9 protein-coding genes are annotated in these 12452 nt (G+C 72.9%); 5 read left to right on the top strand and 4 right to left on the bottom strand.

Features of this window, described 5'->3' with window-relative positions:
* Positions 1-38: 38 nt before the first annotated feature.
* Positions 39-779, top strand: coding sequence for a VC0807 family protein (locus ACZ6MA_RS13095; protein WP_469433400.1), 741 nt, complete (start codon positions 39-41; stop codon positions 777-779).
* A 27-nt stretch (positions 780-806) separates the two neighbouring features.
* Here ACZ6MA_RS13095 and ACZ6MA_RS13090 read toward each other — a convergent pair whose 3' ends face one another.
* Positions 807-2276, bottom strand: a complete 1470-nt coding sequence (locus ACZ6MA_RS13090; RefSeq protein WP_469433399.1) for an NCS2 family permease — start codon at positions 2274-2276, stop codon at positions 807-809.
* Positions 2277-2533: 257 nt separating this feature from the next.
* On the opposite strand from ACZ6MA_RS13090, the gene ACZ6MA_RS13085 reads away from it, so the two are divergent.
* Together ACZ6MA_RS13085 and ACZ6MA_RS13080 are read left to right on the top strand one after the other, a co-directional pair.
* Positions 2534-2824, top strand: coding sequence for a DUF2530 domain-containing protein (locus tag ACZ6MA_RS13085; RefSeq protein WP_469433397.1), 291 nt, complete (start codon positions 2534-2536; stop codon positions 2822-2824).
* A 20-nt stretch (positions 2825-2844) separates the two neighbouring features.
* On the top strand, positions 2845-5232 hold the full coding sequence (locus tag ACZ6MA_RS13080; RefSeq protein WP_469433395.1) for an HAD-IC family P-type ATPase: 2388 nt from the start codon (positions 2845-2847) through the stop codon (positions 5230-5232).
* A 17-nt stretch (positions 5233-5249) separates the two neighbouring features.
* Here ACZ6MA_RS13080 and ACZ6MA_RS13075 read toward each other — a convergent pair whose 3' ends face one another.
* The 3 genes from ACZ6MA_RS13075 to ACZ6MA_RS13065 all read right to left on the bottom strand — a co-directional run bounded on the left by ACZ6MA_RS13075 (position 5250) and on the right by ACZ6MA_RS13065 (position 10088).
* Positions 5250-5441 carry a DUF1059 domain-containing protein gene (locus tag ACZ6MA_RS13075; protein ID WP_356449479.1) on the bottom strand — a complete coding sequence of 64 codons (192 nt, stop codon included), beginning with the start codon at positions 5439-5441 and terminating at the stop codon, positions 5250-5252.
* A 117-nt stretch (positions 5442-5558) separates the two neighbouring features.
* Positions 5559-8858, bottom strand: coding sequence for a sacsin N-terminal ATP-binding-like domain-containing protein (locus ACZ6MA_RS13070; protein ID WP_469434083.1), 3300 nt, complete (start codon positions 8856-8858; stop codon positions 5559-5561).
* A gap of 345 nt (positions 8859-9203) precedes the next feature.
* Complete coding sequence (locus ACZ6MA_RS13065) at positions 9204-10088, bottom strand: DUF3027 domain-containing protein (RefSeq protein ID WP_469433394.1); 885 nt, start codon at positions 10086-10088, stop codon at positions 9204-9206.
* A 303-nt stretch (positions 10089-10391) separates the two neighbouring features.
* Here ACZ6MA_RS13065 and ACZ6MA_RS13060 point away from each other — a divergent pair, with 303 nt between their 5' ends.
* Both ACZ6MA_RS13060 and ACZ6MA_RS13055 read left to right on the top strand, forming a co-directional pair.
* Positions 10392-11945, top strand: coding sequence for an MFS transporter (locus ACZ6MA_RS13060; protein ID WP_469433393.1), 1554 nt, complete (start codon positions 10392-10394; stop codon positions 11943-11945).
* A gap of 26 nt (positions 11946-11971) precedes the next feature.
* On the top strand, positions 11972-12439 hold the full coding sequence (locus ACZ6MA_RS13055) for a DUF2771 family protein (protein WP_469433391.1): 468 nt from the start codon (positions 11972-11974) through the stop codon (positions 12437-12439).
* Positions 12440-12452: the final 13 nt, after the last annotated feature.

Genomic DNA, 12452 nt, shown 5'->3' with positions numbered 1-12452 from the left:
GCACAGGGCGCGGCGGCGATACGGGGAAGGGTCCGATCATGAGTGGCAGCACCATCACCGACACAGGGCCGGCGGCGGAGGCCGACGGTGCCGAGGGACGCGGGCGAGCGCTGCTGCGGAGCCTGTCACCGCTGATCATGGACGCGCTCGTCCCGATGGCCTTGTACTACGCGTTCAAGAGCGCCGGCATGAGCACCGTGGCCGCCCTGGCCTGGAGCAGCGTGGTGCCCGCCGTCCGTACCGTCTGGAGCCTGGTCAAGGACCGCCGGCTCAACGGTCTCGCCGCCCTGATCCTGGTCGTCAACATCGCGGCGCTGGCGTTCAGCACCATGTCGGGGGACGCCCGGCTGATGCTCGCCAAGGACAGCGGCGTGAGCAGTGTGGTCGGCATCGTGGTGCTGGTCTCCGCCTTCGCCGGGCGGCCGCTGATGAGCACGGGGCTCAAGCCGTGGGTGACCAAGGGGCGGCCCGAACGGGTCGCGTCCTGGGAGCGGCTGTCCGTCTCCCGCGAGCCGTTCCGCCGGGCGGAGCGCACGTTCTCGGCGGTGTGGGGCGGGGCGCTGCTGGCCGAGTGCGTCGCCCGGGTGATCGGGGCGTACGTCCTGCCGGTCGACACGATGGTGTGGCTGGGCAATGTGATCCTCGGGTTCGCGATCGTCTTCGCGATGCTCGTGGCGGGCGCCCTGGCCGCCGACCCGATGGAGAAGATGGTCGACGCGGACGTCCGGGACCACCGCGCCCTGGGGAACGACGAAGCCGCCCACGCCGGGATGGCATGAGCGGCTCGCCGAAGGAACCGGGCCGTACTACTTCACACCCAGCGCCTGCTCGATGGGGTCGAGCAGGAAGTAGACGAGGAAGCACAGCCCGACCACGTTGAGCAGCCAGGGGATCTCACGGGCCCGCTTGTCGGCGACGCGCAGCAGGATGAAGGCGAGCACGCCGATGCCGATGCCGTTGGTGATGCTGTAGGTGAACGGCATCGAGACGATCGTCAGGAACGCGGGGATCGCGATCGTGAAGTCGCTCCAGTCGATTTCCTTGACGTTGGCCGCCATGATCAGGAAGCCGACGACGAGCAGCGCCGGGGTGGCCGCCTGCGAGGGGACGATCTTCGCGAGCGGGGTGAAGACGAGGGCCAGCAGGAAGAGCCCGCCGGTCATCAGGTTCGCCAGGCCCGTGCGGGCGCCCTCGCCGACACCGGCCGTGGACTCCACGAAGCAGGTGTTCGCGGAGGCCGAGCCGACACCGCCGGCCGCGACGGCCACGCCGTCGACCATCAGGATCCGGCCCATGTTGGGCAGCTGGCCCTTGTCGTCCGTCAGCCCGGCCTCCTCGCCGACGCCGATGATGGTGCCCATCGCGTCGAAGAAGCCCGAGAGCAGCACGGTGAAGACGAAGAGGCAGCCGGTCAGCAGGCCGACCTCGTGGAAGCCGCCGAAGAGGCTGATGTCACCGACGAGACCGAAGTCGGGCGTGCCGACGACGCTGTCCGGCACCCGGGGGACGCTCAGGCCCCAATGGGCGTCGGGGATGTCGGCGAGCGAGTTGATGATGATCGCGACGAAGGTCATCACGACGATGCCGATGAGGATCGCGCCACGCGTCTTGCGCACGAGCAGGATGAAGGTGAGCGCGAGGCCGATCACGAAGATCAGCACCGGCCAGCCCTGGAGCTGACCGCCCTGGCCGAGGCCGAGCGGGACGGTGGTGTGCGCGGCGTCGGGGTTACGGGTGACGAAGCCGGAGTCGACCAGGCCGATCAGCGAGATGAACAGGCCGATGCCGATCGCGATGGCGCGGCGCAGCCCGGCGGGGATCGCGTCCATGACGCGCTGCCGCAGACCGGAGGCGACCAGCAGCATCAGCACCAGTCCGGCGAGCACGACCATGCCCATCGCGTCCGGCCAGCTCATCTTGGGGGCGAGCTGGAGGGAGACGACGGCGTTGATGCCGAGGCCGGCCGCGCAGGCGATCGGCACATTGCCGATGACGCCCATGAGAACGGTGCTGAGGCCCGCCATGAGGGCGGTGGCCGTGACCAGCTGGGCGTTGTCCAGCTGGTGCCCGAACTTGTCCTGGCCGGCGCCGAGAATGATCGGGTTCAGCACGATGATGTAGGCCATCGCAAAGAACGTGGCCAGACCGCCGCGCATCTCGCGGGAGACGGACGAGCCCCGCTCGCCGATCCGGAAGAACCGGTCGAGGGCGTTGCCGGGGGGCGGCGTGGGGGACGGCTGCTGGGCGTCGACCGGGGAGGTGGCCGAGGAGGGCATGCGGGACCTCAGTCGTACGGGCCTGGTGAGGCGAGCGGGGGTCAAGCGGGGGGCAAGCAGGGGTAAGCAGGGGTTCAGAACGGATCATGAACGGCGCATCTCATTTGGATGATCAAACGAAACTTCACAGTCGGATCCGGTCAGTTTCAGTATGAATAAACAAGAGATGAATTGCTATCTCCGCGCGTAGACCCTTATGGGGCAAGGGCTCCGCCCGGTACGGCGGGCCCGGGAGCGCACGGACTAGGCTTACGGCCATGACGAAGTGGACACCCAGACACGAGGCACCGGAGCCCCTGGAAGGCCCCGTCGTCGCCACCATCACCGGCGGCACGATCCTCTGGTTCGTCCTCTTCCTGGTGCAGCTCCCCTTCTACGGCTGGTTCGAGGACCACGGCCATCTGTGGTGGGTGTGGACCTGCCTGGCCGGGGGCGGCCTCGGACTGATCGGTATCTGGTACGTCCGTGGTCGCGAAGCGGCCATCCGACGTCATGCGGCGAACGCGAGCGAGCACGAAGGCGCCATTTCGGAAGGTGAACCGGGCTGACCGCCCGTACCGTCGGAGGCATGAGCGATCCGGCGCAGACCGCAGTCGAGGAGCCCGTACCGCCGGCCGCGCACCCCGGCCTCACCGCCCGCGAGGTCGCCGAGCGCGTGGACCGGGGCGACGTCAACGACGTCCCCGTACGGTCCTCGCGCTCCACCACGGAAATCGTCCGGGCCAACGTCTTCACCCGCTTCAACGCCATCATCGGCGTGCTGTTCCTGATCATCCTGGTCGTCGGCCCCGTCCAGGACGGCCTGTTCGGCTTCGTCATCGTCGCCAACACGGCGATCGGCATCATCCAGGAACTGCGCGCCAAGAAGACCCTCGACTCCCTCGCCGTCATCGGCGAGTCCAAGCCGACCGTCCGCCGCGACGGAGTCCCCACCGCCCTGGCCACCGGCGAGATCGTCCTCGACGACGTCATCGAACTCGGCCCCGGTGACAAGTGCGTCGTCGACGGCGAGGTGCTGGAGGCCGACGGACTGGAGATCGACGAATCGCTGCTCACCGGCGAGGCCGACCCCGTCCTCAAGAAGCCCGGCGACCCCGTGATGTCCGGCTCGTTCGTCGTCGCCGGCGGCGGCGCCTTCACCGCGACCAAGGTGGGCCGCGAAGCCTACGCCGCCCAGCTCGCCGAGGAGGCGTCCCGCTTCACCCTCGTCCACTCCGAGCTGCGCAGCGGCATCAGCCGGATCCTGAAGTACGTGACGTGGATGATGCTCCCGACCGCCCTCGGCCTGATCGTCAGCCAGCTCGTCGTGGAGCGGGACGACTGGCGGGAAGCGGTCCGGCGGATGGTCGCCGGCATCGTCCCGATGGTGCCCGAGGGCCTGGTGCTGCTCACCTCCGTCGCCTTCGCCATCGGCGTCATCCGGCTCGGCCGCAAACAGTGCCTCGTCCAGGAGCTGCCCGCGATCGAGGGCCTGGCCCGCGTCGACGTGGTCTGCCTCGACAAGACCGGCACCCTCACCGAGGGCGGCATGGACGTCACGGAACTGCGCCTCCTGGACGGCGCGGACGACTCCTACGTACGCCAGGTGCTCGGCGCCCTCGGCGAGTCCGACCCCCGGCCCAACGCCAGCCTCCAGGCCGTCATCGACGCCTACCCCGACAGCGCCGACTGGCGCTGCACGGAATCGCTGCCCTTCTCCTCCGCCCGCAAATACAGCGGCGCCGCCCTCAACGGCCCCGACTCCGAGAGCAGCCGCTGGCTGCTGGGCGCCCCCGACGTGCTGCTCGCCGAGGGCGACGCGGCGCTCGCCGAGGTCGAGGACCTCAACGCCCAGGGCATGCGCGTGCTGCTCCTCGCCCGCGCCGACCGCGAGCTGGACGACCCGCGCGTCACGGAGGGCGTGCGGCCCACGGCCCTCGTCGTGCTGGAACAGCGGCTGCGGCCCGACGCGGGCGACACCCTGCGCTACTTCGCCGAACAGGACGTCTCCGCGAAGGTCGTCTCCGGCGACAACGCCGTCTCCGTCGGCGCCGTCGCCGGAAAGCTCGGCCTGCCCGGCGCCGACAGCCCCGTCGACTCCCGCAAGCTGCCCGCCGACCGGGACGCGATGGCCGAGGCCCTGGACCGGGGCGCGGTCTTCGGGCGGGTCACCCCCCAGCAGAAACGGGACATGGTCAGCGCGCTCCAGTCCCGTGGCCACACCGTCGCGATGACCGGCGACGGCGTCAACGACGTCCTGGCCCTGAAGGACGCCGACATCGGCGTCTCCATGGGCTCCGGCTCCGAGGCCACCCGGGCCGTCGCCCAGATCGTGCTGCTCGACAACAGCTTCGCGACCCTGCCGTCGGTGGTCGCGGAGGGCCGCCGCGTCATCGGCAACATCACGCGCGTCGCCACGTTGTTCCTGACGAAGACCGTCTACTCCGTGCTGCTCGCCGTCCTCGTCGTCTGCTCACGGGTGCCGTATCCGTTCCTCCCCCGCCATCTGACGCTGCTGTCGACCCTGACCATCGGCGTCCCGGCCTTCTTCCTCGCCCTCGCCCCCAACAAGGAGCGCGCCAAGCCGCACTTCGTGCGGCGCGTCATGCGGTACGCCGTCCCGGCGGGGGCCATCGCGGGCCTCGCCACGTTCGCCGCGTATCTGCTGGCCCGGCAGCACTACAGCGGCACGGGGGCGCTGGACGCGGAGACGAGCGCGGCGACGCTGACCCTGTTCCTGATCTCCATGTGGGTGCTGGCGATCATCGCCCGCCCGTACACGTGGTGGCGGATCGCCCTCGTCCTGGCGATGGCACTGGGCTTCGTGATCGTGCTGGTCGTCCCCTGGCTCCAGCACTTCTTCGCGCTGAAACTGGTCGGCACGACGATGCCGTGGGCCGCCGTCGGCATCGCGGCGGCGGCCTCGGCCGCGCTGGAGCTGATGTGGCTCTGGGTGGGCCGTCGATTCCCTGCGTGACCCTCGCAGGGGGCTGCTCAGGCGTTGGACTTCTCGTCCTCGAGGGTCTCGCGGATCTGCTCGCGGAGGGCCGGGCTGTCCTGATGTTGGTGGACGGAGACGGCGTGCTCGGCGGCGGCGCGGATGACTTCGTCCTCTTCACCGGTGATGGTGAGGGAGCAGTCGGTTTCGCTGGGGAACCGGCGGCAGTCGGCGACTTTCCTGGTCATGACGGGCTCCTGGTAGTACGAATAGCCGCGCTTCCAGGGTAGATCGGTGGTGTCCTCAATCGCCGGACGGGCTGGTTTTCGCGCACCCCGCGTGGCAACGGCCCGCCCGGCGAGGGGCTAGTCGAACCAGCGGGCTCGCGCCAGCTCAAGCGTGCGGGAGGGGTCTTCCAGGAGGGCCGCCGCCTCGAAGCGGCGGGACCAGTGGCCCGCCGCCCAGGCGAGGCCCGCCGCGACGCCTTCCAGCGTCGTCGCGTGCAGCACGCCGTCCGGCCCGTAGCGCCAGTCCAGCTCGATGCCGCCGACGATCAGCTCGCCGTGTTCGACGTACGAGGACGGCGCCCCCGGCAGCAGTACCCGCACGCCGTCCGGGACCTCGCGTACCTCGCCGTCACCGGCGGGCACGACCACCGGGAAGACCTCGCTGACCCGGCGGACCTGCAACAGCTCCGCCAGTTCCGCCGCCCGCGCCGGCCGTACGGGCAGCACCGGGTGCCCCTCGGCCAGCGGCATCAGATCCGGGGCGTCGGCGACGAGCGCGTCCGCCGCGTCCACGACCCTGACCTCGCCGTCGACGACGGCACGCAGCTCGTCGGGGAGGGTGACCTGTTCCGGGTCGAGGTCGGCCAGGGCGTCGTACAGGGCGTGCAGCTGTGCCTCGCCCACCGGGAGGCGGTCGTCGGCCAGCCGCGCGAGCAGCTCCGCCGCGCCGCCCGGCTCGTCCAGCAGGGCGGCCACGGAGGTGCGGACGCCCAGGGCCCGCAGGACCTGCTCGTCGGCGAGCCCGCCCGCGTCGGCCGCCTCGTACAGGCCGCTCAGCAGCGGGTCGCCGCCCGCGACGCGCAGCCCGGCGGGGCGGCGCCCGCCGAGGACGGGGTGGCCGCGCAGCCACCAGGCGGTGTACGGGCGGACCGACTCCGTCGTGCCGTCCGGCAGCAGGATCCGTACGGGCGCGGTCAGCGCGTCGCGCAGCGGCGGCCGGGACAGCAGGGCGAGCGCCTGCGGCCAGGCGTCGTCGTCGACCAGGTCCAGGTCACGTACGGCCACGATCTCGGTGGCGACCGGCGGTACGGGGGTGTCGGGCAGCTGGTCCAGGACGTCTTCGCACCACACGTCGACGGCGTCGAGCAGGCCGGCGTCGTCGGGTTCGGCGTAGTCGCCCTCGCGCGCGTCGAGTTCCTCGGGGTCGAGGACGACGTCGGTGGCGCGAACGAGGGCGAAGTCGGCGAGCACACCGCAGGCGGTGAGGGGCTGCTCGCCCCACTGGTCGGCGAGCGCGGGGTCGCAGGCGGCGAGTTCGCCGGGGCGGATGACGCGCTCGAAGGGGCTGCCGGGCAGGACGAGTTCCCCGGCGGGGGCCGGTTCGCCGTCCTCGTCGGGCAGGGCGAGCGCCCCGAGCCAGGGTTCGTCGCCGGGCTTCAGACCGGCGTCCCGGACGAGGGTGAGGACGGTCTCGGCCAGGGCGTCGGCGTCGAGGGCGTCCTCGTCCCAGATGTCGTCGGCGTCGAGGGACCGCGCGACGGCGGCCCGCACCTGGGGGGTCGTCAGGATCGCGCGGGGCGAGGCCGGGGTGGCCCCGAGCTTCTCCAGCAGGGGGTGCGCGGCGTCGGGATGGGCGACCTTCAGCCCGAGGCGGGAGAGTCGCTCGGTCTGCTCGGGGTCCGTGCCGTCCGGCGGCGGCAGCAGCACCTGCCGGGGGCCGATGGCCGTGCGGCCGTCGGCGAGCGGCACGGGCAGTCCGCTGAGCCGGTCCGGGTCGACGCCGGCGAGGCTGTCGTAGAGGCGGCGCCACCACGCGGCGTCCCGTTCGACGCCCGCCAGCCGGTCGATGGTCTCGCCCAGCGACACCCGGGCGACGCCGAGCGCGCGCAGCTCTTGGCGGCGCTCCAGCCCGGCGGGCAGCAGGCTCGGGAACAGTTCGCCCAGCACGGCGACGGTCTCCGCGCCGGCGCCCTCCACGATCTCCGCCTCGACGGGCCGCAGGGCGTACGCCTCGCCGCCGGGGGCGGCCGCGAACGCGTCGTCCCAGGTGTCGTCCAGGGCGTGCGCGCCGGCCGGGGCGGGGTGCGGGGTCTGGGTCGAGGCGTCCGGGCCCTCGGTCCAGGGGATGCCCTCCACGCCGCCGCCGGACGGCACGGGCTCCTGGCCCTCGGCGCCGCCGTTCGAGGCCGCGCCGGGGAGGAAGGGGATCCGGGGCAGCCGGTCGAGGACGAGCCGGCGCATTTCCGCGTCCAGGGCGCCCTGCGCGAGCGGGGCCGGGACCAGGTCGAGTGTGCCGGTGCCGACGGGGTGCCAGTCGCGCAGCAGCGCGGTGTACGACTCGGCGGCCCGCTCGACGAGGAAGTCCGTGAGGGGGCCGGGGGCGGCGTGCCGGCGGGTGGGTTCGAGGGGGAAGGTGGCGATGAGCAGGGCCGGCAGGCCCAGGGGCTCGTCGGTGGGGGTGGGGGCGTGCACGACCGGGGCCGTGCGGGGCCGCTCGGGCGCGCCGTCCGTGCCCACCGGCACGGCCCATGTCACCGCCCAGGCCGGGCGCAGCCGCTCCTCCACGGGCCGGTCGGCGAGCAGCGCGGCGTCCAGCCGGCCGCCGGCCCGCTCGACGCGCCAGCGGGTGGCGCTCTCCCGCGCGGAGTCGTCGATGAGGACGTACGGGCCTTCCTGGCGGCGCGTCACCGTCCGCGTGGTGCCGTCCGGCGTCTCGACGACGACCTCCGTCAGGCCCGGCAGGGTCAGCAGCAACGCGTCGTCGATCCCGGCCAGCAGACGGGAGGTCAGGTCCTCGGCCGCGCCGTCGCGCAGCGGCAGCACGACGACGGTGTCGTAGCCGTCGGGGGCGCTGCCCTCGGCGGGCAGCGGGAGCCGCAGCAGCGGCACGTGGCCGGCGCGGCGGCGGATCTCCTCACCGAGGGCGGGGGTGCCGGCCGCCGTCTCCTCCGCGAGGGCCCGGGCCTCGGCGAGCGACCACCGGACGCCGCCGGTACGGGCGATGACGGCGGGTTCGTCGCTGACGGCCAGCACGGCGGAGAAGCCGACGCCGAACCGGCCGACGGCACCGTCGCCCTCGCCGGGCCCGGTGTCGTCGTCGCGCTTGGCGGACGCGCGCAGCGTGGCCAGGGACTCCACGCCGGCGGCGTCGAGGGGCGCGCCGGTGTTGGCGGCGGCCAGCACGGCGGGCTCACCGGCCCGGGCGGGGTGCAGGGTCAGCCGCAGCCGGCCGGGGACTCCGGCGCGGGCGGCGGCGTCGGCGGCGTTCTGGGCCAGCTCGACGACGAGACGGTCACGGTAGCCGCCGAGGGCGAGGTCCTCCTCGGCGTTGGCGTCCTCCCGGAACCGGGCGGGCGACGCCGCCCAGGCGTCCAGCACGCCGCGTCGCAACCGCGCGGTCCCGAAGGGATCCGCCCCGTCGGCCGTGCCCCGCACCATCGCCGTGCCGCTCACGTGTGTCTCCCTGCGCTTTCGCTGACCGCTGTGGCTCGGCCGGTGTCACTGGCCTCGCCCGTGCGGCCGAACGTACAGCCTCTTGCCTTGCCGGCGAACTTTCGGCTACGGGCTCGTCCTGCCGCCTGCGGCGGCGGGCGCCCTGCGGGCGCTGTCCTCAATCTCCCCCAGCTACCGCTGGGGGGACCCCCAGCGGGCTTGATTTCAAGCCCGTCCGGCGATTGAGGACACAGCACAGCAAGCCCGTCCGGCGCCTGAGGACGCACCAAACCAGCCCGTCCGGCGATTGAGGACAGCGTCCGCACCGCCCGCGCAGCGGAAAGCGCGGGGTCAGGCGTGGCCCAGGTCTTCCGAGGAGTCGGCGGATGCCTGCCGCAGAGGCAACGGGTCGACCAGGGTTTCGTCGATCACCGGCTCCGACGGCCGCGGCGGCTTCGGCATGACCGCGGCTTCGGAGTGGCCTCCGCAGCCGTAGGCGAGGGAGACGACATGGCCGTCCGCCGGGCCGAATTCGTTGGCGCAGACGCCGAACGCCTGGCCCAGGGAGCCGCCGATGCGGACCAGGAAGCCGCAGCTCTCGCAGGACGAGGGGGCTGCCTGGGCCATGGGCGTCTTGGCGCCGTGGGTCTCGTCCCAGCGGTCGGCCGCGGTGTGCAGGCCGTAGCGGGAGAGGACCCGGGCGCGGCGCAGGCCCAGTTCCTCGGCGACGCCCGCGATCGTGCCGCGCAGCGGCGTGGTGGGCTGCGCGGAGGGCGGCCCGGCCGTGATGTCGGCGTCCTCCGCCTCGGCGAGCTGGGCCATCTCCTCGGAGACGGCGGAGTTCGGCGGCGGGACGTCCTCACCCGTCCAGCCGGGCTCCAGGCGCAGATCGTCGGCCTCGGTGGGCAGCAGGTCGCCGGGGCCCATGTCGCCGGGGCGCAGCCGCTCGCTCCAGGGCACCCATTCGGGTGCGAGGAGCGCGTCCGGGCCCGGCAGCAGGACCGTCTCGTCGAGGGTGACGGCCTTGGCGCGGGAGGCCCGGGCGACGGTGACGGCCCAGCGCCAGCCGCGGTACCCGGGGTCCGCGCAGGCGAAGTAGTGGGTGACGACGCGGTCCCCGTCGGCGGCGACCTCGACGTGCTCGCCGACCATTCCGGGCAGCGCGGCCTCCTCGGCCGCCGCACGGGCGAGTTCGACCGCCTCGGCGCACAGGCGGTCCGGGGTACGGCTTCGCATCGCAGCACTCACAAGAATCGATTCTCTCTTCCACGCCGTCTCACGAGTGCGCCTGCCGAACGGCCGGGTCGGCGGACGGAGCGGACCGCAGGACCGCGTCGACGTCCGCGCCCGAACGGCCTCGGGCGCACCTAGTCACTCCCATTCTGCGGGATCGAGACTCGGGGCGCGGCCAAGAACGACCGCCGGTGGCGCGCTACGCACGCTACCCCGCGGGGCCGTGCGGGGGATAGCCGGGCTGCGGCGAGCCTCCCGCCGGTGTGCCCCGGGACGGGGTGATCGCGGGCCCGGTCCGGCCCGTGGATGCGCCGAAAGTGCCATCGGGGGTGTGAGTTGGGGCAGTATGGCGTGGTGGGAGCCATCCGGTCAGCCGAAGGCGGTCCGCTCCGCCGTGCGGGCCGGAGCGTGGGCCGGGTCTTGCGCAGCCCTTTTACCGGGGCGGCCCGGGGGGTCCGCAAGGCCACGCACGCGCACGGCGCGGGCGAGTCCGGGCTCGGCAAACTGATCGAGTTGCACGCGGTGAATTCCGCCGGCGACATGATGATCACGATCGCGCTGGCGTCCACGGTCTTCTTCTCCGTCCCCACCGACCAGGCGCGCGGGCGGGTGGCGCTGTACCTGGCGGTCACCATGGCACCGTTCGCGCTGCTCGCCCCGGTGATCGGGCCGCTGCTGGACCGGCTCCCGCACGGCCGCCGGGCGGCGATGGCGGGCGCCATGCTGACCCGGGCGCTGCTCGCGCTGACCATGTCGGGCGCGGTGGCGACGGGCGGTCTGGAGCTGTATCCGGCGGCGCTCGGCGTGCTGGTGGCCTCGAAGGCGTACGGGGTGGTGCGGTCCGCCGTGGTGCCCCGGCTGCTGCCACCGCGCATTTCGCTGGTCAAGGCGAATTCCCGGGTGACGCTCGGGGGGCTGCTGGCCACGGGACTGGCGGCCCCGCTGGGCGCGGGGCTGCATCAGCTGGGGCCGGAGTTCCCGCTCTACGGGGCGTGCGCGGTGTTCGCGTTCGGCACGTTCCTGTCCTTCTCGCTGCCGCACAAGGTCGACTCGGCGAAGGGCGAGGCCCGGGCGCGTCTGGTGTCGGGCGAGCACCGTCCACTCCGCCCCCCGCGCGCCGGGAAGCCGGAGCGGGAGGGGAAGCCGGAGCGGAATGGGAAGCGTGCCGCGTGGGCGCTCCTCGCGAAGTACGCGAGGCGGGGGAACCAGGCGGATCAGGGCACCCGGCGGGCTCAGCGGGCTCAGCGGAAGAAGAACAAGAAGCCGGGGCTGCGCACGGTGGGCAGCTCGGTGCTGCACGGTCTCCAGGCGAACAGCGCCATGCGCATGCTGTCGGGTTTCCTCACGTTCTTCCTGGCCTTCATGCTCCGGGTTCACCCGCTCGGGGGGCTGAGCCCGGCGATGTCGCTGGGTGTCGTCGCCATCGCGGCGGGCGGGGGGAACGCGCTGGGCACCGCCATCGGCGCGCTGCTGCGCTCGCGCGGGCCGGAGGCGATGATCGCGCTGGTGCTGTCCGTGTCCCTGGCGATGGCGGTCACCGCGGCCGTCCTCTACAGCCCGGTCACGATCGCCGCCGTGGCGGCCGTCGCGGGCATCTCGCAGGCGCTGGGCAAGCAGTCGCTGGACTCGCTGATCCAGCGGGACGTGCCGGAGGAGGTGCGGACGTCGGCGTTCGCCCGTTCCGAGACGCTGCTGCAGATGTCCTGGGTGGTCGGCGGGGCGATCGGCATCCTGCTGCCGCTCAACGGCGTCCTGGGCATGTCGGTCGCGGCGGGGTTCCTCGCGCTCGGCGTGGCGACCGCCGTGCGGGGGCTGCTGACGGCCGCCCGGCGCGGCTCGCCGCACCCGCGCGTGGCGTGAGCGGACGGGCCCGATAGCCTGCCCGTATGACCGCTGCGTTTATCCGAGGCAAGCGCCGCCGTGCCGCTGCCGCCGTCGGTGCCGTGACCTTCGGGCTCGTCGCCCTCTCCGCCTGCGACAAGCCGACGCCGCTGGCGACCGTGACCGTGGGTACGAACACGGTGACCACCGAGGCCGTCTGCCTCGACAAGGGCACCAAGCTCGACGAAGAGGCGCTGGCCAAGTGCCTGGCGAGCAAGGCCCCCAAGACCATCAAGGTGAAGCCGGGCGAGAAGGTGCGCGTCGGCGTCGAGCCCGACATCGCCGACAAGGGCTGGATCGTGGCCACCAACAGCCAGCAGAAGACCGCCCAGACGAAGCAGACCTACACGTCCCTGGACGGGCAGTCGCTCTTCGTCAACCAGCAGGCCCAGCGCATGGAGAAGTCCACGGTCCTCAACGTGGTCACGAGCGAGGGCGTGTGGAACGTCAAGCTCGAACTCGACAACGACTGACCCACCGGGCCCC

It is taken from the genome of Streptomyces sp. NPDC042259, from assembly GCF_055582085.1.
This window is presented reverse-complemented; position numbering and strand designations above follow the sequence as displayed.